Origin of the sequence: Chryseobacterium wanjuense, assembly GCF_900111495.1 — a bacterium.
Classification (GTDB): Bacteria; Bacteroidota; Bacteroidia; order Flavobacteriales; family Weeksellaceae; genus Chryseobacterium; species Chryseobacterium wanjuense.
The window spans coordinates 14,824-39,687 of record NZ_FOIU01000007.1; the positions used below are offsets into that span (position 1 = coordinate 14,824).

A 24,864-nucleotide genomic window follows, 5' to 3' on the forward strand; every position below is an offset into this window, starting at 1 on the left:
TCAAAGTTAAGGAAAAAGTTGATAAACCTTAAGCCTTATACTTTGAACCTTGAACAAATTTATATTAATTTTAGTTAAGATCTTCGAATTCTTTCTTAGAACCTACGATCACACTCTGATATTCTTTAAGACCGGTACCTGCAGGAATTCTGTGTCCTACAATTACGTTTTCTTTAAGACCGTTCAGTTCGTCTACTTTACCAGCAACTGCAGCTTCGTTTAGAACCTTCGTTGTTTCCTGGAATGATGCGGCAGACATAAACGATTTAGTTTGAAGAGCGGCTCTTGTAATACCTTGAAGTACAGGCGTTGCTGTAGCCGGTAAAGCTTCTCTTACTTCTACTAAAGCTTGGTCTTCACGCTTCAACTTAGAGTTTTCGTCTCTCAGTTCTCTTGCCGTAATCATCTGACCTGGCTTGAAGATTTTAGAATCTCCAGCCTCAACAACTACTTTAAGACCGAATACTCTGTTGTTCTCTTCCAAGAAATCATACTTGTGCTCAAGAGCTCCTTCAAGGAATTGAGTATCACCTCCGTCAACGATAGATACTTTGGTCATCATCTGTCTTACGATGATTTCGAAGTGCTTGTCGTCGATTTTTACCCCTTGCAGACGGTAAACTTCCTGAATTTCGTTTACTAAATATTCCTGAACAGCAGTTGGACCTTTAATTCTTAAGATATCTTCCGGTGTGATAGAACCGTCAGAAAGTGGTGCTCCCGCTCTTACGAAGTCATTCTCCTGAACAAGGATCTGGTTTGATAATTTAACTAAATAAATTTTTCTTTCCCCAGTTTTAGCTTCTACGATAAGTTCTCTGTTACCTCTCTTGATTTTTCCGTAAGAAACTACCCCATCGATTTCTGTAACAACCGCCGGGTTTGAAGGGTTTCTTGCTTCGAACAATTCGGTAACTCTCGGAAGACCTCCGGTGATATCCCCTGCTTTTGCAGATTTTCTCGGGATTTTGATTAAGACTTTACCAGCCTTAATTTTTTCACCATCGTTTACCATTAAGTGGGCTCCTACCGGTAAGTTGTATGCTTTTTGCTCAACACCTTTAGAATCTACCACCTTCAGAGTAGGTACGGCTTTCTTATTTCTAGATTCAGAGATTACTTTCTCTTCGAATCCTGTCTGTTCGTCAATTTCCAACTGGAATGAAATACCCTGGATGATATCCTCGTATTCTACCTTACCGGCAGTTTCTGCAATGATAACCGCGTTATACGGATCCCATCTACAGATAACATCACCTTTTTTCACTTTATCACCTGGTTTTACAGCTAATATCGATCCGTAAGGTACGTTGGCAATCATCAATGGAGTTCTGGATTCGTTGTCAGCAACTAATCTGAATTCCGTAGAACGAGATACTACCACCTCAGCAGTTTTACCATTTTCATCTTCAGAAGTAATGGTTCTTACCTCATCCATTTCAACGATACCATCTCTTCTTGCAACAATGGAAGGGTTTTCAGAAACGTTACCTGCAGTACCCCCTTGGTGGAAGGTTCTCAACGTAAGCTGAGTTCCCGGTTCCCCAATTGACTGAGCTGCAATTACACCTACCGCTTCACCCATGTGGATGGTTTTACCTGTTGCCAGGTTTCTACCGTAACATTTTGCACAGATCCCTTTCTTAGCTTCACAAGTAAGTGGTGAACGAACTTCAACCGCTTCCAGACCAGCTTCTTCAATTCTCTTGGCAAATGCTTCAATGATTACCTGATCTGCTTCAATGATTAATTCATCACTTTCAGGATCATAGATATTATGAAGGGAAACTCTACCTAAGATTCTTTCAGAGATTCTTTCAACGATCTCGTCATTTTTCTTAAGGGCAGTAACTTCCGTACCTCTTAAAGTACCACAATCATCCTCAGTAACGATAACGTCCTGAGCAACGTCTACCAATCTTCTCGTTAAGTAACCTGCATCGGCAGTCTTAAGAGCGGTATCCGCAAGACCTTTACGTGCACCGTGGGTAGAGATAAAGTACTCAAGGATGGAAAGACCTTCTTTAAAGTTTGCAACGATCGGGTTTTCGATGATCTCCGCACCGGTAGAACCAGCTTTTTGCGGTTTAGCCATCAACCCTCTCATCCCTGACAACTGACGGATCTGTTCCTTAGAACCCCTCGCTCCAGAGTCAAGCATCATATATACAGAGTTGAATCCACCTTGGTCAGACTTCATTCTGCTCATGATCATCTCAGTTAATCCTGCGTTGGTGTTTGTCCAAACGTCGATTACCTGGTTATAACGTTCTGTGTCTGTGATAAGACCCATGTTATAGTTTGCTCTAATTTCGTCTACATTTTCTACAGCCTGAGCAATCATTTGCTTTTTCTCAACAGGAACCACGATGTCTCCTAATGAGAACGAAAGACCTCCTCTGAATGCGTTTGAATAACCTAAGTCTTTCATTGCATCCAGGAACTTCACAGTTGTAGGGAAGTCTGTTTCAGCAAGGATCTTACCGATAACGTTTCTTAATGATTTCTTCGTAAGAAGTTCATTAATATATCCTACTTTCTTAGGTACAATCTGGTTGAATAGAATTCTACCTACAGAAGTTTCAATTAATCTTGTTACTAATTCCCCGTCTTCTTTTACAGGAAGTCTACATCTTACCTTAGCATTTAAAGAAACTCTACCTTCAGCATAAGCGATTTCCGCTTCTTCAGGAGAATAGAATGCCAAGCCTTCACCTTTTACTTTGTAATCTTCTGTAGAGCTTGCTTCTTTAGTCATGAAATAAAGACCAAGAACCATGTCCTGAGAAGGTACCGTAATCGGAGAACCGTTTGCAGGGTTCAAGATGTTTTGAGAACCTAACATCAATAACTGAGCTTCAAGGATCGCTTCAGGACCTAACGGTAAATGTACCGCCATCTGGTCACCGTCGAAATCGGCGTTGAAGGCTGTTGTTACTAATGGGTGTAGCTGGATTGCCTTACCTTCGATCATCTTAGGTTGGAAAGCCTGGATCCCCAGTCTGTGAAGCGTAGGTGCTCTGTTCAGTAGAACAGGGTGACCTTTCATCACGTTTTCTAGGATATCATATACTACCGGTTCTTTTCTATCAATAATTCTCTTTGCAGATTTTACTGTTTTTACAATCCCTCTTTCAATTAGTTTTCTAATGATAAACGGTTTGTACAATTCCGCAGCCATATCTTTAGGAATACCACACTCGTGAAGCTGTAAGTTTGGACCTACAACAATTACCGAACGTGCAGAGTAGTCTACCCTTTTCCCTAATAAGTTCTGACGGAAACGACCTTGCTTACCTTTCAATGAATCTGAAAGTGATTTTAATGGTCTGTTTGATTCAGATTTTACGGCAGAAGATTTTCTTGTATTATCAAATAATGAATCTACTGATTCCTGAAGCATACGCTTCTCGTTTCTCAAGATTACTTCCGGAGCTTTGATCTCCAATAATCTCTTCAAACGGTTGTTTCTGATAATTACTCTTCTATAAAGGTCATTCAAATCGGAAGTTGCGAAACGTCCACCATCCAACGGAACCAATGGTCTTAGTTCTGGTGGTATAACCGGAAGTACACGCATGATCATCCACTCAGGCTTGTTGATCATTCTTGTATTGGCACCTCTCAATGCTTCTACAACGTTCAATCTTTTTAAAGCCTCAGTTCTTCTTTGTTTTGAACCTTCGTTGTGAGCTTTGTGTCTCAAATCGAAAGACAATGCATCAAGATCGATTCTTTTTAATAGATCTTCCACAGCTTCAGCACCCATTCTGGCGATGAATTTGTTTGGATCAGAATCATCAAGATACTGGTTTTCAACAGGAAGAGTTTCCATGATATCAAGGTACTCTTCTTCTGTTAAGAATTCCATATGTTCAAAATCAGAACCATCTAATTTTTTAGCAATACCCTGCTGAATCACCACATATCTTTCGTAGTAGATGATCATGTCTAATTTCTTAGAAGGAATTCCTAAAAGGTATCCGATTTTGTTTGGCAATGAACGGAAATACCAAATGTGCGCAATTGGAACAACAAGGTTGATGTGCCCGATTCTCTCTCTTCTTACTTTTTTCTCAGTAACTTCTACTCCACAACGGTCACAAACGATCCCTTTGTAACGAATTCTCTTGTATTTTCCACAAGCACATTCGTAATCCTTTACAGGACCAAAGATTTTCTCACAGAACAACCCGTCTCTTTCAGGCTTGTGCGTTCTGTAGTTAATAGTTTCCGGCTTTAAAACTTCCCCTCTCGACTCCTGAAGAATCGATTCCGGTGAAGCTAAACCGATGGTTATTTTATTAAATCTACTTGATTTATTTTTATTTGACATTTTTTAGATTTTAGATTTTGGATTATAAACTTCGGATTCAAATTCTGAAATGATTCAAAATTCAACATTCAAAATTTAAAATTATTCCTCTAGTCTTACGTCAAGTCCAAGACCTTGTAACTCGTGAAGTAATACATTGAATGATTCCGGAATACCTGGTTCAGGCATAGATTCACCTTTTGCAATAGCTTCATAAGTTTTCGCTCTACCAATCACGTCATCCGACTTCACAGTCAGGATTTCTCTCAAGATATTTGATGCCCCGAATGCTTCAAGAGCCCAAACCTCCATCTCTCCGAATCTCTGCCCTCCGAACTGAGCTTTACCTCCTAACGGCTGCTGAGTAATCAATGAGTAAGGACCGATAGAACGTGCGTGCATCTTATCATCAACCATGTGTCCCAGTTTCAGCATATAGATTACACCCACAGTAGCCGGCTGAGTAAATCTTTCTCCGGTACCACCATCATAAAGGTGAGTGTTTCCGAATTTAGGAAGACCTGCTTTCTCTGTGTATTCAGTGATCTGATCAAGGCTTGCTCCATCGAAGATTGGTGTAGCGAACGTCATCCCTAATTTCTGACCAGCCCATCCAAGAACTGTTTCATAAATCTGTCCGATGTTCATACGAGAAGGTACCCCAAGTGGATTCAATACGATATCTACCGGTGTTCCGTCTTCCAGGAATGGCATATCTTCTTCACGAACGATTCTCGAAACGATACCTTTGTTACCGTGACGTCCTGCCATTTTATCCCCTACATTCAGTTTACGTTTCTTAGCGATGTAAACTTTAGCCAGCTTCATGATACCTGCCGGAAGCTCATCCCCGATTGAAATTGCAAATTTCTCACGGTTTTTCACCCCTTGAATATCGTTGTACTTGATTTTGTAGTTGTGAATTAATTGTTTGATTAATTCATTTTTATCAGCGTCAACAGTCCAGTCTGAACCACTAACGTTTACGTAATCTTCAACTGAAGTCAATAATTTGTGAGTGAACTTCACACCTTTACCGATGATTTCTTCATCAAGGTCATTTTTCACCCCTTGAGAAGTTTTACCGCTTACCAGTGTATTTAATTTTTCAATTAAAGTGTTTCTCAGATCATCAAACTTAGCCTTGTAAGTGTTTTCAATCTCTTCAAGCTTAAGTTTTTCTTCAGTTCTTTTCTTTTTATCTTTAATATTTCTTGAGAACAATTTCTTGTCGATCACAACACCTCTTAGTGATGAATCCGCTTTCAATGAAGCATCTTTCACATCACCGGCCTTGTCACCGAAGATCGCTCTTAGAAGTTTTTCTTCAGGAGTCGGGTCAGATTCACCTTTTGGAGTGATCTTACCGATCATAATATCTCCAGGCTTCACTTCAGCACCGATTCTGATCATACCGTTTTCGTCAAGATCTTTAGTAGCTTCTTCAGAAACGTTCGGAATATCTGCTGTAAGCTCTTCCATACCTAATTTGGTATCACGAACCTCAAGAGAATATTCATCTACGTGGATTGAAGTAAACCAGTCTTCACGTACAACTTTTTCGTTGATCACGATCGCATCCTCGAAGTTGTATCCTTTCCAAGGCATGAAGGCAACCACTAAGTTTCTACCAAGAGCCAATTCTCCGTTTTCAGTAGCATATCCGTCGCAAAGTACCTGTCCTTTTTCCACAACATCACCTACTCTTACGTTTGGTCTTAGTGTAATAGTTGTACTTTGGTTGGTTTTTCTAAACTTAGTCAAGTTATATGTTTTCGTAGCAGACTCGAATTGTACTAAATCTTCGTCTTCACTTCTTTCATATTTAATTACAATTCTGTCAGCATCTACATACTCTACAGTACCTGTACCTTCAGCATTGATCAAAATTCTTGAATCTTTCGCAACCTGCTGTTCCAGACCTGTACCTACGATTGGAGCTTGAGGCTTCAATAGAGGAACTGCCTGACGCATCATGTTTGATCCCATCAATGCACGGTTCGCATCATCATGCTCCAAGAAAGGAATCAATGAAGCTGAGATACCGGAAATCTGGTTTGGTGCAACGTCGATAAGGTCAACCTGTTGAGGCTCCACTACCGGATAGTCACCATCTAATCTTGCGATAATTCTGTCTGTTTCGAATTCACCGTTGTCGCTCAATTCAACGTTTGCCTGAGCAATTACCTTAGCTTCTTCGTCTTCCGCATTTAAATAGATAGGATCTGCATTAAGATCGATTTTACCGTTATCTACCTTTCTATATGGAGTTTCGATGAAACCTAAGTTGTTGATTTTAGCATAAATACCTAAAGATGAAATCAAACCGATGTTTGGTCCTTCCGGAGTTTCAATCGGACAAATTCTTCCGTAGTGGGTATGGTGAACGTCTCGAACCTCGAAACCTGCTCTTTCTCTTGATAAACCACCAGGTCCTAGAGCAGAAAGTCTACGCTTATGCGTGATTTCTGAAAGCGGGTTGGTTTGGTCCATAAACTGAGAAAGCTGGTTGGTACCAAAGAACGAGTTAATAACTGATGTTAAAGTTTTAGCATTAACAAGATCAAGCGGAGTAAAGATTTCGTTATCTCTAACGTTCATTCTTTCCTTGATTGTTCTTGCAATTCTTGAAAGACCTACACCGAACTGTCCTGCCAATTGCTCACCAACAGTTTTAATTCTTCTGTTTGATAAGTGGTCGATATCATCAACCTCAGCTTTAGAATTTACAAGCTCGATCAAGTGTCTTACGATCGCAATGATATCTTCTTTTGTAAGAACCTCAGTAGTAGTCGGGATGTTTAGACCTAACTTTTTGTTTAGTCTGTAACGTCCAACTTCACCAAGAGAATATCTTTGCTCAGAGAAGAATAATTTTTCAATGATTCCTCTTGCGGTTTCCTCATCTGGTGGATCTGCATTTCTTAACTGACGATAGATGTACTCTACCGCTTCTTTTTCAGAGTTGGTAGGGTCTTTTTGTAATGTATTCTGGATGATAGAGAATTCGTTGCTGTTTTCTTTGTGAATCAAAATAGACTTCACACCAGCATCAAGAATAAGATCTAAATGTTCTTTTTCAAGAATTGTTTCTCTGTCTAGGATGATCTCGTTTCTTTCGATAGAAACTACCTCACCTGTATCTTCGTCTACGAAATCCTCGAACCAAGTGTTCAATACTCTCGCAGCCAATGTTCTTCCTTCCACTTTTTTAAGGGCAGCCTTAGAAACTTTCACTTCTTCAGCAAGGTCGAAGATCTGAAGGATATCCTTATCAGATTCGTAACCGATAGCTCTTAATAAAGTAGTTAATGGTAATTTTTTCTTACGGTCGATATACGCGTACATTACGCTGTTGATATCTGTTGTAAATTCCATCCAAGATCCTTTGAAAGGGATAATTCTTGAATAGTACAATTTGGTTCCGTTTGCGTGGTAAGTTTGTCCGAAGAATACACCAGGTGAACGGTGAAGCTGCGTAACGATAACTCTCTCAGCACCATTGATGATGAAAGATCCACTAGGCGTCATGTAAGGAACCGGGCCTAAGTATACATCCTGAACCACCGTCTGGAAATCCTCGTGCTCAGGGTCTGTACAATACAATTTAAGTCTTGCTTTTAGAGGAACTGAATATGTCAATCCTCTTTCCACACACTCGTCGATTGAATAACGTGGAGAATCTACCAGGTAATCTAAAAACTCTAGTACAAACTGGTTTCTAGAATCCGTAATCGGGAAGTTTTCCTGAAAAGTCTTGTATAGACCTTCATCTCTTCTGTCTTCAGGAAGCGTATCAAGCTGGAAAAACTCTTTAAAAGACTCGATCTGGATATCCAGGAAGTCAGGAGTAATAATTTTTCCTTTAGCTGATGAGAAATTAATTCTCGGTGTTCCCTTAGTTGTTACTGTTGTTTTACTCATAAAACTTTTAAGAAAGGGTTAAAAAATATTTTGTTTTTTAAAAAAATATCAGAAAAGAACAAGAAACAAGGTAAAAGTAAGAAGGTAAAAGTGTTTTTGGCGCTTCACGAAAGACCTTGGGCTTCTTTTAACTCTGTACTTGGCTCTTTCTAACTGCAACACTGGTATATCTTTTCACAGCGTAATGCAAAATATTTTTATTACTTTTGAGGCAGAGATTTGCCATAACATCTATATACACAAAATCCCTTTCATAGTTTTCACATGAAAGAGTTGATTTTCAATATTTTACAGATTTATGTACAATTATTCGCGCCAAAAGAGACTGCAAATTTACAAAATATTATCCACATTCACAAATAAATTCTTTCATTCTGAAGCAATTACGTGTTAAAGCAAGTTAAAATTTGCTGTCGATGGAATTTGATTTTTTATTAATAAAAATTATTGTTATTCATCAGCCTTGTCAAGGTTTTCCATAGAAGAAAATTAATCCAAATTATTCTTATTTAATAAAAAAACAAAAAAAGCCACCCTTTCGGATGGCTAAACAGTAGAAACGCTGCTTTTGAAAATTATTTCACGATAACCTTATATGACTTAACTGTCGTTTTTGTTTCTACTTTTATGATATACATACCTGTCGGCAATGAAGAAGTGTTTACTTCAGCATCTCCTGAGAATTTGCCTGATTTGATTAACTGCCCCTGAGCAGAGAACATGGTATATGTTCCTTCTTCGCCTGATTTGATATTCAGGTTTTCACCCGCTTTTACTGGGTTCGGATATACTTTGATATCATTCACAACAGATTTCACTTCCGATTCGGAAACTGATTTTGCCATCAATCCGCTGTTTTTAGCAAAAGAAGCGTAAGGGGAAAGTGGTGAGTCCGGAGAACCTTTTTTCACAAGATCGGTATCTACAACCGCCTGAATACCATCTGCATCTGCATCGTTAATTCTCGAAATGAATCCACCACCAAGATCATCCAGATTATCTTTTCCGATGGCATACAGATCAAAGTCAACAGCGTTAGATTTTAAATCTATAAAATCGGGTTTATCATCTCCGTCTGTATTTTTCAAAGGATATTTCATGATTCCTGAATCCGGTGAAGTTTCCAGAATATCTGCAATTCCGTTATTTCCTGTGGCTACATTAGCATCAATCACTCCATTATGATCCGTATCAATCTGATTAATCACAGAAGTCGGGATTCCTGATTCGAATAAGTCTAAAATTCCGTCGTTATCAGAATCCAGATCAAGATAACTTGAAACGCCGTCCCCTAATTCTGCAACAATTAATTTATCACCATCCACATCATCATCTTCAAATTTTCCGTTACCGTTCAAATCTTCCAACGCATCAGGAATTCCGTCATTATCAGAGTCTCCGTCGCATGCATCAGCGATTCCGTCTCCGTCGCCATCTAAAATCGGAGATTTGTCGTTGACTGCAGAACAGCCTTCAGCGCAATCCGGAATACCATTTCCATTATTATCAATACTGTCATTTCCATTCGGGCATTGATCGTTGCAATTCGGAACGCCATCCTGATCATCATCCAACTGAACAAAAGCATTATAAATGTAATATTGCTGAGCCAGTGTAATTCCGATTCCGGGATTGATCTCAATTTTCATTCTGTCAAACGGTTTTGTAGCCATAAAGCCTACATAAAACTGATTGGAAGCCGAAGTAATGAACTGCCCGCTGAATAATCCGCCGGCAGTTCGGGATTCTGTGGCTGTCGTGCCTTTATAGAAAGTAATGGTGATATAGTCTAAAGCATTAATGGTGAATAAATTAGCGCTTTTCGTTAAGGTAAAACCTCCGAAAGTTCCCGCAGGATAATCTCCTGTGTTGCTTTTTACCGTTAATCTTACCGTCGGAATTAAAAGATTAATGGGAGAAAAATTTACCGTAGAAAAATTTGAAGTGTTTGTATCCACCACATTTCCTGTATTGGTAATATTCGTTAATCCGAACAGTGTTCCTGAAGCGCCCGTCCATGATGCTCCCGGAACAATATCGCCCAATCTGGAAGTTCCGGAAGTCTGAATATATTCGTTGCAATCACAGCCCTGCGGCTCTTCAAATGCGTAGAAAACTTTCAAAGAACCGAAGTTTACTCCAATTGTTTGAGTGACTTTTAATCTAACTTCATTAAAAGGTTTAGTCGTCGTAAGGGAAATTTTTTGTTTGTTGGAACCAAATCTTAATACTTTAATATTAATCAGTCCCCCTCCATCAGATAAGTTTTTAGAATCTTGCAGCTGCCCGAATAAATAGGTTTCAATAGTAATATTTTTCAAAAATTCTGCGCTTAATAATTTGCCCTGATCGTCGGGTTCAATGACAAAACCAGCTTTGTTTCCGGCAGGATACACCTGGTTTTTATCCAAAACACCAACGGAATAAGACCCTAATAATCCGGCTGGCAAAACGATTGATCCGTATGAATTTTTATCGCCGTCTCCAATTTTTTCTCTGTTATTGACATAAGAAAGCGGTGCCAGAAAACTGCTGCTTCCCGAAACATTTCCATCTACCCCGCTTCCGGCGATGATATCGTCACAAATTCCGTTATTGTCAACAGGAACTTTGTTGGGATCAAAGGCAAAAGCATAATAAATATTCAAAGCACTGAATACAGAAAGTACATTTACCTGATACAATCTTACTTCGTCAAAAGCTTTGGTTGTTTTAAAATGTAAAAAGATTCTTGTTTTTGTACCTCCGAAAGCCGGAACCGACAATAAAGTCGAGCTGTTTGAACTTTCCTGAAGAACTCCCGCTTTATAGGTACTGATCCTTAAATTGCTTAAAAAACTTGCAGTAATTACGCTTGTTCCTAAATCTACATTAAACCCCGTAATGAAACCGGCTGGATAAGTTGTATTTGTATTTTTCACAGAAATTCCGTTTCCGCTTACCAATGTAGCAAAACTTCCCATGCTTACGCTGTTATCAAGATTGGCATCGATAACAGGATTCATGCTGCCGTTGTAGCAGGCAAGACAAATTCCGCTTCCGTTGACAGGTTTTGCTTCCACACCCATCCCACGAATCGGTGTGTACCCTTGTCCGAAAGCCACCACAGACATTGCCAAAAGCATCAGCAAAGCCGTAATTTTCCCGAATAATTTTTTTGTCATTTTCTTATTGTTTTTTTTATGTTAGAGTTTGTGTTGTTTTTAAAGCTGCTGCCAAGCATAGACTCCCGCTGAAATTTTACAGCCATAGAAGTTGCCTGTAGTTCCTGTTTTACCATAGACGATGGTTCCTTCGTTGCTGGCGTTGCAGTCTGTTGAAGTTGGAGGATTGGCTGTTGCCGGTTTTATTAAAATACCTTTACTCACTTCCAAATCCGGAATATTGGTCGCACTTGGAGTCATATTGATTCCCACATCAGTAATTGCCGTTCCAATGGCGCCCTGCCCTGAAAAAGCGTGAGCTGTATTGGCGTACACCGTTTGATTGGCAATCGTTGCACTAGCACTCAAACCAAAAGCAATTGCTCCTGCGGCACCGCTTGCTGTGTTGGCATTTCCGAAAGCATAATTATTGGTGGAAACATTATTCCCTGTTCCGAAGGCAAAACCTCCTGAATTGACATTTGAATTTCCTACATTGATTCCACTTACATTTGCGCCGGAAGTACCATTATTATTACCTAAAACCACTGTATTGGCTCCTGTTGCAAAGTTTGAGTTACCGATCACTTTTGCCCCGCTTGCCGCAGTATTACCGGCTCCGATGGCAACTCCCGGAAAATTGGCAGCCTGCGCTGCTACTGTATTTTCTCTTCCTAAAGCTACGTTTGATGAAGTAGTGTTGGATAATGTATTATTCGATCCCCAGGTTATGGAAGCATAAGGTGTTGAAGCATTGGCGTTTCCTCCTCTCAAAGTTCCGTTCACATCAAGGATTGCTTTTACGGAATTATTGGTAGCAATAACCAAATTCTGATTATCCGTTGTTCCTAAAAAGTTTCCGGATGAAATTGCAGTTCCCAATGCTGCAGTAGTTGTCGTTGTCCCGATACTTCCCGAGTTTCCCGTAGTTCTCCAATCTGAAGACTGTGCCGGAGTCGACTGTATCCAAACTGCTCCGTCGAAATAGTAATATCCCGAAGCCGTTACATTAATTGTCTGCCCTGCCGGAGAAGTATCCGCGGCGGTTACATACACTAAAGCCCCGGTTTGAGCCGTAGTGTAGTTTTTTGCTCTTAGCTGATTTCCTGTAAGTCTTGGTGCTATAATCCCGTCAAGCTTAGCAATGTTAGTTGGAAATCCGACCACATCCAGGGTAGCTTGTCCTAAATTAGTATTAATACCAACTTGTGCGTTCACCAGAAATCCGGTAAAAACAAGAGCTGTGAATCCGAATAATTTGTTTTTCATTTGCTTAATGATATTTGTTGTTTTTTTGTGTATTTTTTAGAAATAGGCAGAAGAATAAATGCTTCATCCTACCCAAAGAATGAACGAAAACGAATCCGTTGAAACATTAGAATTACTAAGCCATTTGAAAATGCTTATGCAATTTCAGCAGTTCTTGATATTTTAATAAATTTAAAGATGGAAGGTTTTCGCTTCCATACGTAATCATTAAAAGTAAACCGCAGAGTCGATCGAAAGCATAGCTCTTAGAAAGAAAATAATTTGTACTCAATGTTGTGTCTTTTTTTCAATACAAATATAGTATAATTTTAATTAAAACACTATTTCATTAGTAAATAATTAAACAAACTTATAAAAACATAACTTTTAATTCATTAAAATGATTAAATTTTATTAAATTAATAAAAATAATTAATTACACATCATCAGACTTCAACAATAACTAAATACAGCTATAAAAAAAGTTACAGTCATGAGAAAGATAAAAACAAAAAAAGCCTGAGCAAATTGCTCAGGCTTCATATTTGTAAGGTAAATTGAATTATTTCAATTCTACTTCAGCACCAGCTTCTTCTAATTGCTTCTTAAGAGCTTCAGCTTCGTCTTTAGATATACCAGTCTTGATTGGAGCTGGAGCACCGTCTACGATATCTTTAGCTTCTTTAAGACCAGCACCAGTTAAATCTTTTACTAATTTAACGATAGCTAATTTAGAAGCACCTGCAGACTTAAGAATTACGTCGAATTCAGTCTTTTCTTCAGCAGCTTCACCTGCACCAGGACCAGCCATAACAACTGCAGCAGCAGCTGGCTCAATTCCGTACTCATCCTTAAGGATAGTAGCTAATTCGTTTACGTCTTTTACTGTTAAGTTTACTAGCGTTTCAGCTAAATTTTTTAAATCTGACATTGTCGTAATGTTTTTGTTGATTATTTATTTAATTTTTTGAGTGTAATTATTCAGCACTTGGAGTTTCTTCCGTGCTTTCTGCAGCAGGAGCTTCCGGAGCTTCAGCAGCAGGAGTTTCTTCCACAGCAGGTGCAGCTTCTTCAGCTTTAGCCTCTACTGTTTCAGGTTTGTTTTGAAGAGCAGAAACAACTCTTTGGATTGGAGACTGAAGTAATCCGATGATTTCACCGATCATTTCTTCTCTAGACTTGATGTTTGCCAACGCATCTAGGTTATTGTCGCCAACGTAGAAAGTTTCCTGAACAAAAGCAGACTTCAAAGCCGGTTTTTCTTCTTTCTTTCTGAACCCTTGGATTAATTTTGCCGGACCGTTTGCAGTCTCAGAAATCATTAATGCAGAGTTTCCTTTAAACGTCTGGAACATTTCAGAGTAATCTACTCCTTCCATTTGTTCCATTGCTTTTTGTAAAAGTGTATTTTTTACAACTTTTACTTTGATATTTTGTTTGAAAGCCTGTCTTCTGAATTCTGAAGATTTAGCGGCGTTCAATCCTTCTAGGTCTGCTACGTAAACTACTTTTGCATCCTGAAGCAAATCTTTGATCTCTTGTATTGCTACAACTTTTTGGTCTTTTGTCATTGTCTTAAGGATTTAATATTAGTTAACAGATTTAGTATCGATTGCAATACCTGGGCTCATTGTAGAAGACAAGTAGATACTTTTCACATAAGTTCCTTTAGCAGCAGTCGGCTTCATTTTGATCAATGTCTGGATTAATTCCTGAGCATTTTCTCTCAATTTATCAGCATCGAAAGATACTTTACCGATACCCGCGTGGATAATTCCGTATTTGTCTACTTTGAAATCAATCTTACCAGACTTCACTTCAGAAACAGCTTTTCCTACTTCCATAGTTACAGTTCCTGACTTAGGGTTTGGCATTAAACCTCTTGGTCCTAAAACTCTACCCAAAGGTCCTAATTTACCCATTACAGCAGGCATAGTAACGATAACGTCAACGTCTGTCCATCCGTTTTTGATTTTATCTAAATACTCGTCAAGACCTACATAGTCTGCACCAGCAGCTTTAGCTTCAGCTTCTTTATCTGGAGTTACAAGAGCTAATACTTTTACGTCTTTACCAGTACCGTGAGGAAGAGATACAACACCTCTTACCATTTGGTTTGCTTTTCTTGGATCTACACCTAATCTTACAGCGATATCTACAGAAGCATCAAACTTTGCAGTGTTTACCTCTTTTACAAGAGCAGAACCTTCTGCAAGGTTATAAATTCTACCTTTTTCTACTTTGCTTAAAGCTTCCTTTTGCTTTTTAGTTAATTTTGCCATTTCAATAAGTTTTAAGCGTTAGTTGGTTTAGTTCCTGTTACTCTTAATCCCATAGATCTTGCAGTACCCGCAACCATAGAAAGAGCTGAATCCATTGTAAAGCAGTTAAGGTCTGCCATTTTATCTTCAGCGATTTTCTTTACCTGATCCCAAGATACAGAACCTACTTTATTTCTGTTTGGTTCTCCGGAACCTCCTTTGATCTTAGCCGCATCCATAAGTTGGATTGCTGCAGGTGGAGTTTTAATAACGAATTCAAAAGATTTGTCTTCGTATACTGTAATTACTACAGGCAAAACTTGACCTGGCTTATCTTGGGTTCTCCCGTTAAATTGCTTACAAAACTCCATGATGTTCACACCTGCAGAACCCAAAGCTGGACCTACTGGTGGAGAAGGGTTGGCAGCGCCACCTTTCACCTGAAGTTTTACCATTTTAAAGACTTTTTTAGCCATTGTTTGTTTTTTAAATTTGAATAATTAATGAGTTTGGAAGCATTATTATTCAGCAGGTTATCTATTCTCACCTTAGATAAACCTACTTTTCGGATTGCAAAAGTATAAAATATTTTTGAAATAGCAAACGGATACGCTTGATTTTTAGAAAGTTTTAGAAAAAATATTTTTTTTTAATTCAAAAAAAGCCTCCCCTATCTATAAAGCAGATAAGGGAGGACACACATTTTGAAAAAAAAATTGTAACCTACTATAAAATTTTGTTAATAATGAACTTTGATGATGCTTTGTCTATTTTCAGGTCACTGAGCGAATCCACCATATTACTAGTTCCGTATGTTAGAAATTGCAATGTCACTTTTTGCCCGGCTTTCAGCCATAAAGTAGAATTTGTTACCAAAAAAAATAAGTTGGCCGTCATTCCCGGATTTTTTGTTCCTTTATATATTACATTATGAGCCGTAGAAACACGTCCACCATCCACAACCAGAGCTGTGAAGGCATCTCCCGAAGTACCGTCAAAAGTACCAGAACCATTAGCCGGAGTATTAAATCCGCAAACACCATACATAAAGTATAACCCGTCCTGAGGAACCAAAAACTCTCCTGTCGTAGGATTATAGGCATTCATTGCATCATATTGCTCGTCCAATGTCAAAGTAGTAAATTCATTATTATTCCAATCATTAGCTGCAGTTAAGGTTGGTCCGTTCGTAGCATTCAAAATCCTGTTCCCAGAATTTAAAACTGAAAAAGCTTCTCCTCCCGCAACTTTAAGTACACCATTACTGTCGGCAACCAATAGTCTGTCTGACCCTACTCCTGTCAAATTATTAATATCTCTAATTCTAACATTTCCATTGGCTATATCAATACGCTCCGTAGGATTCGTGGTTCCAACTCCAACTGATAAGGTTCCCTGACCAACTCCTGAAGTCGCCACTACCGTAAAGTCATTTGACTGCTGAACAGGTGTGGGCGGTCCTGAAATCGGATTATCCCTGCCTCCATCGATATGGAATATTCCTTGAGGATTAGTTGTATTAATACCTACCTGTGCAAATACAATATTTGCTAACATAATTGAAATAATTGAAAATAATTTTTTATTCATCCCTTATTGATTTAAATTGCGATAAATATATAACTATCAAAAACTTAATCAAAAAAACTTAAATAAATATTACTCAATATTTTACATAGGTTAATTCTAATTAATTAATATAATTAAACAAAACAATCATACAAAAGTTAACAATTTATTTATTCTTATTTATCACAAGAATATGAATAAGAAAATGAAACAAATAAAGAATATTTTTCAAATGTTGATAAATCTAAACAATCTGAAAAATTTCCTTTCAAATAGAAATATCAATGAATAATTTAATGAGATTAAACGTAGTTACACTGAAGGAAAAAGGTAAATACAAGGTATAAATACAAAAAAAGACCGCTTAAAAAGCAGTCTTTATATATTTTAATAATTTCAATTTAAACTTTTTCAACCTGCATATAGCTAAGTTCCATTGGAGTTTTTCTACCGAAGATCAATACAGAAACTTCAATTTTCTTTTTATCTTCAAGAATTTTCTCTACTGTACCGTTGAATCCGTTGAACGGACCGTCGATTACTTTAACGTTTTCACCTACAATGTAAGGGATTTCAACGTCGCTTGCAAATTCTGAAAGTTCATCCATTCTTCCGAGCATTCTGTTTACTTCAGACTTTCTCATTGGAACAGGATCTCCTCCTTTTGTTAAACTTAAGAAAGAAATAACTCCCGGAATATTCTTAATAATGTGAGGAATTTCTCCCATAAGGTCAGCTTCAATCATAAGGTAACCAGGGTAGTAAGGTCTTTCTTTAGGAACTTTTTTACCGTTTCTAATCTGAATAACCTTTTCCATAGGAATAACCACTTGAGTAACGTACTGCTCAAACCCTAGACGTTTGATTTCTGTCTCAATATAGTTTTTCACTTTATTTTCCTGTCCGCTGATTGCTTTCAGCACATACCATTTCAATTCGCTCATTATTGGGAAAATACTTTTATTATTAATTGAACAAGTTGATAAGCATTCCTATTATGTTGCTGATTGCTTTAGAAAACAATTCGTCAACTCCAAAGGTAAATAATGCCAAGATCACTGTTGCAATAGTAACTACGATTGTAGAAGATTGCAGATCAGACCACTTTGGCCATTCAACTTTATGTCTGAATTCGTTATAAGAACCTTTTAAAAAATCGATAAATGAACTCATAATTGTTATTTGCACGGGCACAAGGATTCGAACCCTGATCAACGGTTTTGGAGACCGGTATCCTACCATTGGACGATGCCCGTAGTTAAAAAAAGCTCCGTAAAGAAGTTCCTTACGGAAGCTTTTTGTATTTTAAGATTATTAATCTAAGATTTCAGTAACCTGACCAGCACCTACTGTTCTACCTCCTTCTCTGATCGCGAATCTAAGACCGTCGTTAAGAGCGATTGGTTGTAACAATTCTACAGTGATTGTTAAGTTATCACCAGGCATTACCATTTCTACACCTTCTGGTAAGAAGATCTCACCTGTAACGTCAGTAGTTCTTACGTAGAACTGAGGACGGTATTTGTTGTGGAATGGAGTGTGACGTCCACCTTCTTCTTTAGAAAGGATATAAACCTCAGCTTTGAATTTTTTGTGTGGTTTAACAGAATCTTTCTTAGCGATAACCATACCTCTCTTGATGTCAGTTTTTTCAATACCTCTCAACAATAGACCTACGTTATCACCAGCTTCACCTCTGTCTAGGATTTTTCTGAACATCTCAACCCCTGTAATTGTAGAAGTTAATTTTTCATCACCCATACCAACGATATCAACAGGATCCCCTGTGTTGATAACACCAGCTTCGATTCTACCAGTTGCTACAGTACCTCTACCTGTAATAGAGAATACGTCTTCGATTGGCATCAAGAATGGCTTATCCTGATCTCTTACTGGTTGCTCGATCCAAGTATCAACAGCATCCATTAATTCTTCTACAGTTTTCACCCACTTCTCGTCTCCGTTAAGAGCACCAAGAGCAGATCCCTGGATTACTGGAGAGTTATCTCCGTCATATTCGTAAGTAGATAATAAATCTCTAAGTTCTAATTCAACAAGCTCTAAAAGCTCAGCATCATCCACCATGTCAACTTTGTTCATGAAAACAACAATTCTTGGCACGTTTACCTGACGGCAAAGTAGGATGTGCTCTCTAGTTTGAGGCATTGGTCCATCAGTTGCAGCACATACTAAGATCGCTCCATCCATCTGAGCAGCACCAGTAACCATGTTTTTTACATAGTCGGCGTGACCTGGACAGTCAACGTGAGCATAGTGTCTGTTTTCAGTTTCGTATTCGATGTGAGCTGTATTAATAGTGATACCTCTTTCTTTTTCTTCTGGAGCAGAGTCAATAGAAGAGAAATCTTTTTTCTCAGCAAGACCCTTATTAGCTAATACGCTACTAATTGCAGCAGTAAGAGTAGTTTTACCATGGTCAACGTGACCAATAGTACCAATGTTCAAGTGTGGTTTGTTACGATTAAACGTTTCCTTTGCCATGATTTAAAATTATTTATTTATTGTTTTTCAAATTTTCGGTGTGCAAATATAATGAATTTTTAAATACCAAAACCTTTTTCTTTAAAAAAGTTTTAATATTCAAATCCAATGAAGTACAAACCTTATATTTCAATGTATTGAGACTGCAAATTTACACAAAATTCTCGATTGAAAAAATGTTTGTAAAACCTTTTATGAAAAAGCCTGAAACACAATTCGTTTCAGGCTCACTTAATATAATATAAATGAAAGAATGATTAAATTTGGAGCGATTTTTTGGTCCTGTTGAAGATCCAGAAAATGATCGGGAAAATGAGCAATGTTAAAACCGTTGCAGTGATCAGTCCTCCGATAATTACAATGGCCAGCGGTTTTTGAGATTCTGATCCGATTCCCGTAGATAATGCGGCGGGCATTAACCCGATGGAGGCCATCAATGCCGTCATAATTACCGGACGTGTTCTTGATTTAACACCCTGTAAAATGGCATCGTCTAAACTGAGCCCGTTTTTGACATTCTGATGAAATTCTGTGATGAGAATGACCCCATTCTGGATACAGATTCCGAGGAGGGCAATCATCCCTACTCCGGCCGAGATCCCGAAATTGATTCCTGTAACATGAAGCGCAATGATCCCCCCGATCAATGCAAACGGAACATTGGCCAACACCAGAAGAGAATCTTTCATGTTTCCGAAAAGGATAAACAAAAGGAAGAAAATTCCTAAAATACTGATCGGAACGACCTGCGCCAATCTTTTGGAAGCTCTTTGCTGGTTTTCAAACTGGCCTGTCCATCCGACTGAATATCCATCCGGAAGCTCAATTTTTGAGACGGCTTTTTGTGCATCCGCAATCGTACTTCCCAAGTCACGGTCACGAATCGAGAATTTTATCCCGATATACCTTTTAATATCATCCCGGTAAATGAAAGCCGCTCCATTATCTTTAACAATGTTGCTGATCTCCTTCAACGGAATTTTTGAGCCGTCCTGCGTAGGAACCATCAATGCCGCAATATCATTTTCGTCTTTTCTGTACTCTTGTGAATATCGGAGACGGATAGGAAATTTCCTTTCGCCGTCGAACATTTCTGAAGCTGTTTTCCCTCCAAAAGCCATTTCCAGAACAGATTGCGCATCATCGGGCATTACACCGTACGCCGCCATTTTATCTCTGTCCAACACCACGCTTACCTCTGGCTGACCAATATTTTTGATAATCCCCGCATCTTTAACTCCCTGAATATCTTTAATTTGTTTTAAAACTTCTTCCGCTAATCTGTCTAATGTTTCAAGATTGTCACCATAAATTTTTATTCCATTTTCAGCTTTAAAACCAGCGACTGCTTCGGCAACGTTGTCTGAAATCGGTTGGGAATAGTTGAATGTGATTCCCTGATAATTTCTCAGTTTTTTATCTATTTCTTCAATTAATTCTTCATAAGTAATCTTCCGTTTCCAATCTTCTTTGGGTTTGAGATTAACGGCAAACTGCACAAATCCAAAACCATTCGGGTCGGTTCCGTCGTTGCTTCTTCCGGTCTGTGCGAGAACATCCGTGACTTCCGGGAAGCTCATGATGTCTTTCTTTAAAAGGTCTGCTGTTTTTAATGATTCTTTTAATGATGAGCTCATCGGCATTTCTGCAGTGATCCAGAGTGAACCTTCATTTAATTGAGGTAAAAATTCTGTTCCTAAAAATTTTCCTGAGAATAAGGTCACCGCCAGGAATGAAATAGCAACAATTAAACTCATTTTTTTATGTTTAAAAGTATAGTTGAAGCCTTTTAATACAATTCTATCCCAGAAACTCACAAACGGATTGTTTTTTTCTTTAACATTTTTATTTAAAAGAATATGGGAAAGAACGGGAACTAATGTCAAAGTGAAAATCAGAGCCCCCATTAAAGCAAAACCTAAGGTGAAAGCCAGCGGTGAAAACATTTTTCCTTCCACTTTCTGGAATGAGAAAATTGGTATTAATGAAGTGATGATAATTAATTTTGAAAAGAAAATAGCTTTCCCTAAACCTGTCCCGGTCTGTTTGATCCATCCTCCTTTTGCCATTTTGTTGAATTTTTCTTCACCATATTGATGGGCTTTATGATCGAGCATTACGAAAAGACCTTCCACCATGACGACGGCGCCATCGATGATAATCCCAAAGTCTACTGCGCCGAGTGACAGTAAATTTGCACTCATTCCCGCCAGTTTCAGACATAAAAAAGCAAACAATAAGGATAACGGAATGATAATGGAAACTATTAAAGTCGTTCTCCAGTCTGCCATGAAGATCAAAACGATGACTGTCACCAACACAATTCCTTCAATAAGATTGTGCATGACGGTGTGCGTCGTAAAATCCATCAGGTTGTCGCGATCGTAGAAAGTGACCATTTTTACATCTTTCGGGAGGATTTTTTCATTAAGCTCTTTAATTTTTGCTTTTACTCCTACCAAAACCTCACGTGGATTTTCACCTTTTCTCATCACGACAATTCCTTCCACCGTATCTTCCTGATTGTTCAATCCGGCCTGTCCTACTCTAGGCATCGAACTTTCATGAACTTCCGCAACATTTTTAACCAAAACAGGGTTTCCGCTGTCATTTTGTATCGTAATATTTCCAATATCATTAATTGATTTTACCAAACCGATTCCGCGAACAACATATGCCTGTCCATTTTTTTCGATAACATCGCCACCGACATTCAAATTACTTTTCGTCACTGCATCATAGACTTGAAGCGGCGTCAGATTGTATTTATCTAAAGCTCTCGGATCAATGCTTAACTCAAACACTTTGTCCTGACCACCGAAAACATTGATGTCTGCAACTCCCGGAACGCCTCTCAATGCGCGGTCGATCACCCAGTTTTGTAAGGTTAATAATTCACGGGAATCTTTTGTCTTGCTCTGCAAAGTATAACGGAAAATCTCACCGGTCGGTCCGTAAGGTGGCTGTACTTCCGGATCTACATCATCAGGAAGGCTTACTGTTCTTAATTGGTTATTCACCTGATTTCTGGCAAAAGTATCATCCACCCCATCATCAAAAAGAATTTTCACAATGGAAAGCCCAAACATCGTGGTACTTCTCACACTGGTTTTCTTCTGAACCGGACTCATTGCCAATTCGATAGGCGTCGTTACAAACCGTTCGACTTCTTCCGCACTTCGCCCGTTCCATTGGGTAATAATGACGATCTGGGTATTGGTAACATCCGGAAAGGCTTCAATGGGCATATTTTTGAAGCTTATGAATCCCGAGACCGCCAAAATAGCCACCCAAATAAAGGTAAATGCTTTGTTTTTTAATGAAAAGGCAATTATATTTTTAATGAATTTATTCATGATGGATTTTTTGATGATTTTTAAGATAAAAGAAACAATCGTTAATTCTGACGTGTCATCCTGAGCGCGAAGCAGTCGAAGGATTTATACATTAAACTTTAAAGGCTTCGAGAACCTCAGCCTGACAAAACCGTATTAACTATTCTGCATAATTGATTTTAACAATTAAACCGAAGCTTACTATTTAAAATAAAATTAACTATTCAAAGAGCGGTAGATCAATAACTGATTATTCGTGATCACCTCTTCTCCTTCAGACAAACCTTCGGAAACGTAAGTGATATCTCCGACTTGTTTCAACACTTTAATTTCTTTTACCTTAACATCCGTTCTGGATTTATAAACCACTACAAAACTTCTGTTATCATCAAAAATGACGGCTTTGGAAGGAACTGTTAAGGCCATTGCATTCTCAGAGCTTGTTACTTTGATGGTAGCTTTACTGTCCGGAATCAGTAATCCGTTCTGGTTATCCAAAACTACCCTTGCCTGCATGGCGTTGGTTTCGGGATCGATGATTTTAAAAATTTTATCAATTTTACCATCAAAAAACTTGTCGGGATAAGATAATGTGGACACCTGGGCTTTCATTCCAAGGCTGATTTTATCAATATCCGATTCGTTGACATTCATGATGGCCCAAACGTTACTCGTATTGGCAACATCAAAAATATTATCGCTCCGGTCGCTTCTCAGCTGCATATCCTTATTGATGTTTTTTTGAACGATGTACCCGCTGATTGGAGCTACTACGCTGTAAATGTTCCCTTTCTTTACATTGTAAACCGTACTCACCGCATTGGCTCTCTGCATTTGGTCCTGCGCTTTTTGAAGTTGACTTTTGGCTTCCAATACCTCTCTTTCGGTGTTCAGTTTTCCTTCATACATCTCCTTAGCGACACGAAGGTTGTTTTGTGCAACAACCAAATCCGTTTTTGCATCGCTTACATCTTTCTGAACTTCCGCCAACTCCGTACTTCTGATGGTCGCCAATACCTGTCCTTTCGTCACATGATCTCCTAATTCCACGTTGACGCTTAACACATTTCCCCCAACCAACGGATAAACATCGATATAGCTGTTTTTATCTGCCGAGATTTTCCCGTAAAAATTATAATTGTCTTCTATATATTTTTTCTCAACTTTCGCCAAAGAAATAGACTGAAGCATTGTATTACTCAGTTCGAAACCTTTTTTTGCCTGTGGTTTTGTCTTTTCCTCTTTTTTTGAACAGGATAAAACGGACAAAGCCACCATTACTAAGACTATATATTTTTTCATGTTTAATAGAAGATTTTCGTTTGTACTAGTTGATTCAATTGTTCCGCCGACTGCATGATTTCGTTTTTCATGTCATAAATCTGAAGAGCGGTCTGCCGGTAGCTTTCCATGAAATCTGTAAATTCGATGAGACTTACGTTTCCGTTTCTGAAATTTTTCAGCATTCCGTTGTAGACCAGATCCATATTATTAAGATCTGTTAATGTGATTCCCGTTAACTGGTCGTACTGGTTTTTCCAGGTTTTGTAAGCGGCCTGAACTTTAGTTTCAAGATTTAATTTCTGGAAATCTGCATTTTTCTGGTTTTGCTGAATCGCGAAATTAGCTTTATCCACATTTCCCCTATTCGATTTCCATAATGGCAGCGGAATTCCGACCATCAGATTCACTTCATTTTTAAAAGTTCCCCCGTTTTGGTCCCACCCTGCTCCGACATTCAGATCAGGAACATTTAATGATTTTTGCCATTGTGCGTACAGCTTGCTGTTGTCAATTAATTTTAAATTATATTGATAGTCTGCATTATTTTCCAATGCTTTTCTCTGCAATTCCGTTTCGTCACCAAAAGGCTGAGCAGCAAGAATATTTTTCGCATCAGCGTCTGAAAGCTGCGGCTCGATGTCGTCTGTAATTCCTGTAAGAATTTTTAAATTTTGTTCAAATTCAATAATATTTTTATTAATTCCGAGCTTGTCGTTATTCAATTGGATCACGATACTTTGAAGTCTCACTTCATCTTTCAGGGAAACATTTCCTTTCGCAGCCTGTACTTTATAAGCCGCCAAAAGATCGTTCATGTAGCCCAATTGTTTTTCGGTATTTTCGAGTTTTAATTTTTCGTAATAAAGATTGTAGTAGGTAGTATGGAGCTGAGCTTTCAAATCCACCAAAAGTTGAGAAAACTGAAGCTGAGCCAGTTCTTTACTGGATTTTGCAAAGGCAATTTCGTTTTTCTTTTTGCCTCCCATGTAGATCAATTGGGTGATTTGCGCACCTTTTGCATGGCCGATATCAAAAAATTTTCGGTCTTCAGGATTGTACGCGTTGATTTGCCCGCTCAGTTGCGGAAGTTCCCAGATTTTAGCCTGCAAAATATCTGCATCAGCCATGTTGATGTTGTACTGTTCGGCAAGCAGTTGTAAATTATTCTTCTGGAAAGCTTCTTCGCAATCCAAAAGCGTCATTTGCTGCTGTGCTGTCATGAATGAGGAAATGACAATAAACAGCCCTGCAATTTTGTTCATTTTATTGATTTTTATGATACA

15 protein-coding genes and 1 tRNA gene are annotated in these 24,864 nt (G+C 38.5%); all 16 read right to left on the reverse strand.

Annotated elements, in window-relative coordinates:
• Nucleotides 1-70 precede the first annotated feature (70 nt).
• The 16 genes from rpoC to BMX24_RS20810 all read right to left on the reverse strand — a co-directional run bounded on the left by rpoC (nucleotide 71) and on the right by BMX24_RS20810 (nucleotide 24,843).
• The gene (gene rpoC / locus BMX24_RS20730; RefSeq protein WP_089796320.1) at nucleotides 71-4,336 is read right to left on the reverse strand and encodes a DNA-directed RNA polymerase subunit beta'; all 4,266 of its coding nucleotides are present in this window, start codon (nucleotides 4,334-4,336) and stop codon (nucleotides 71-73) included.
• Nucleotides 4,337-4,417: 81 nt separating this feature from the next.
• On the reverse strand, nucleotides 4,418-8,239 hold the full coding sequence (gene rpoB, locus BMX24_RS20735) for a DNA-directed RNA polymerase subunit beta (protein ID WP_089796322.1): 3,822 nt from the start codon (nucleotides 8,237-8,239) through the stop codon (nucleotides 4,418-4,420).
• A 575-nt stretch (nucleotides 8,240-8,814) separates the two neighbouring features.
• Nucleotides 8,815-11,403, reverse strand: coding sequence for a T9SS type A sorting domain-containing protein (locus tag BMX24_RS20740; RefSeq protein ID WP_089796324.1), 2,589 nt, complete (start codon nucleotides 11,401-11,403; stop codon nucleotides 8,815-8,817).
• 39 nt (nucleotides 11,404-11,442) lie between these two features.
• Nucleotides 11,443-12,651 (reverse strand): hypothetical protein, encoded by a 1,209-nt coding sequence (locus BMX24_RS20745; protein ID WP_089796325.1) that lies wholly within the window; start codon nucleotides 12,649-12,651, stop codon nucleotides 11,443-11,445.
• A 541-nt stretch (nucleotides 12,652-13,192) separates the two neighbouring features.
• Nucleotides 13,193-13,561, reverse strand: coding sequence for a 50S ribosomal protein L7/L12 (gene rplL / locus BMX24_RS20750; protein ID WP_089796327.1), 369 nt, complete (start codon nucleotides 13,559-13,561; stop codon nucleotides 13,193-13,195).
• A 46-nt stretch (nucleotides 13,562-13,607) separates the two neighbouring features.
• Nucleotides 13,608-14,201, reverse strand: coding sequence for a 50S ribosomal protein L10 (gene rplJ, locus BMX24_RS20755; RefSeq protein ID WP_089796329.1), 594 nt, complete (start codon nucleotides 14,199-14,201; stop codon nucleotides 13,608-13,610).
• Between the two features lie 18 nt (nucleotides 14,202-14,219).
• Nucleotides 14,220-14,912, reverse strand: coding sequence for a 50S ribosomal protein L1 (gene rplA, locus BMX24_RS20760; protein ID WP_089796331.1), 693 nt, complete (start codon nucleotides 14,910-14,912; stop codon nucleotides 14,220-14,222).
• Nucleotides 14,913-14,923: 11 nt separating this feature from the next.
• Nucleotides 14,924-15,367: a 50S ribosomal protein L11 gene (rplK, locus tag BMX24_RS20765; RefSeq protein ID WP_089796334.1), complete on the reverse strand. Its 444-nt coding sequence runs from the start codon at nucleotides 15,365-15,367 to the stop codon at nucleotides 14,924-14,926.
• Between the two features lie 250 nt (nucleotides 15,368-15,617).
• Nucleotides 15,618-16,448 (reverse strand): hypothetical protein, encoded by an 831-nt coding sequence (locus BMX24_RS20770; RefSeq protein ID WP_139176918.1) that lies wholly within the window; start codon nucleotides 16,446-16,448, stop codon nucleotides 15,618-15,620.
• A 413-nt stretch (nucleotides 16,449-16,861) separates the two neighbouring features.
• Complete coding sequence (gene nusG / locus BMX24_RS20775) at nucleotides 16,862-17,404, reverse strand: transcription termination/antitermination protein NusG (protein WP_089796339.1); 543 nt, start codon at nucleotides 17,402-17,404, stop codon at nucleotides 16,862-16,864.
• Nucleotides 17,405-17,426: 22 nt separating this feature from the next.
• Nucleotides 17,427-17,633 carry a preprotein translocase subunit SecE gene (secE, locus tag BMX24_RS20780; protein WP_029295580.1) on the reverse strand — a complete coding sequence of 69 codons (207 nt, stop codon included), beginning with the start codon at nucleotides 17,631-17,633 and terminating at the stop codon, nucleotides 17,427-17,429.
• 12 nt (nucleotides 17,634-17,645) lie between these two features.
• Nucleotides 17,646-17,716, reverse strand: a tRNA-Trp gene (locus BMX24_RS20785).
• 58 nt (nucleotides 17,717-17,774) lie between these two features.
• On the reverse strand, nucleotides 17,775-18,962 hold the full coding sequence (gene tuf, locus BMX24_RS20790; protein ID WP_089796341.1) for an elongation factor Tu: 1,188 nt from the start codon (nucleotides 18,960-18,962) through the stop codon (nucleotides 17,775-17,777).
• A gap of 257 nt (nucleotides 18,963-19,219) precedes the next feature.
• On the reverse strand, nucleotides 19,220-22,318 hold the full coding sequence (locus BMX24_RS20800; protein ID WP_089796345.1) for an efflux RND transporter permease subunit: 3,099 nt from the start codon (nucleotides 22,316-22,318) through the stop codon (nucleotides 19,220-19,222).
• Nucleotides 22,319-22,513: 195 nt separating this feature from the next.
• Nucleotides 22,514-23,599 carry an efflux RND transporter periplasmic adaptor subunit gene (locus tag BMX24_RS20805; RefSeq protein WP_089796347.1) on the reverse strand — a complete coding sequence of 362 codons (1,086 nt, stop codon included), beginning with the start codon at nucleotides 23,597-23,599 and terminating at the stop codon, nucleotides 22,514-22,516.
• A gap of 2 nt (nucleotides 23,600-23,601) precedes the next feature.
• Complete coding sequence (locus tag BMX24_RS20810; RefSeq protein WP_089796349.1) at nucleotides 23,602-24,843, reverse strand: TolC family protein; 1,242 nt, start codon at nucleotides 24,841-24,843, stop codon at nucleotides 23,602-23,604.
• Between the last annotated feature and the right edge of the window lie 21 nt (nucleotides 24,844-24,864).

Excerpts from the sequence above, each read along its gene's own strand:
- BMX24_RS20740 (WP_089796324.1), bottom strand. The coding sequence starts at position 11,403 with ATGACAAAAAAATTATTCGGGAAAATTACGGCTTTGCTGATGCTTTTG.
- BMX24_RS20800 (WP_089796345.1), bottom strand. The coding sequence starts at position 22,318 with ATGAATAAATTCATTAAAAATATAATTGCCTTTTCATTAAAAAACAAA.
- BMX24_RS20770 (WP_139176918.1), bottom strand. The coding sequence starts at position 16,448 with ATGTTAGCAAATATTGTATTTGCACAGGTAGGTATTAATACAACTAAT.
- rplL (WP_089796327.1), bottom strand. The coding sequence starts at position 13,561 with ATGTCAGATTTAAAAAATTTAGCTGAAACGCTAGTAAACTTAACAGTA.
- secE (WP_029295580.1), bottom strand. The coding sequence starts at position 17,633 with ATGAGTTCATTTATCGATTTTTTAAAAGGTTCTTATAACGAATTCAGA.
- rplA (WP_089796331.1), bottom strand. The coding sequence starts at position 14,912 with ATGGCAAAATTAACTAAAAAGCAAAAGGAAGCTTTAAGCAAAGTAGAA.
- nusG (WP_089796339.1), bottom strand. The coding sequence starts at position 17,404 with ATGAGCGAATTGAAATGGTATGTGCTGAAAGCAATCAGCGGACAGGAA.
- rpoC (WP_089796320.1), bottom strand. The coding sequence starts at position 4,336 with ATGTCAAATAAAAATAAATCAAGTAGATTTAATAAAATAACCATCGGT.
- rplK (WP_089796334.1), bottom strand. The coding sequence starts at position 15,367 with ATGGCTAAAAAAGTCTTTAAAATGGTAAAACTTCAGGTGAAAGGTGGC.
- BMX24_RS20805 (WP_089796347.1), bottom strand. The coding sequence starts at position 23,599 with ATGAAAAAATATATAGTCTTAGTAATGGTGGCTTTGTCCGTTTTATCC.
- rplJ (WP_089796329.1), bottom strand. The coding sequence starts at position 14,201 with ATGACAAAAGACCAAAAAGTTGTAGCAATACAAGAGATCAAAGATTTG.
- BMX24_RS20745 (WP_089796325.1), bottom strand. The coding sequence starts at position 12,651 with ATGAAAAACAAATTATTCGGATTCACAGCTCTTGTTTTTACCGGATTT.
- rpoB (WP_089796322.1), bottom strand. The coding sequence starts at position 8,239 with ATGAGTAAAACAACAGTAACAACTAAGGGAACACCGAGAATTAATTTC.
- BMX24_RS20810 (WP_089796349.1), bottom strand. The coding sequence starts at position 24,843 with ATGAACAAAATTGCAGGGCTGTTTATTGTCATTTCCTCATTCATGACA.
- tuf (WP_089796341.1), bottom strand. The coding sequence starts at position 18,962 with ATGGCAAAGGAAACGTTTAATCGTAACAAACCACACTTGAACATTGGT.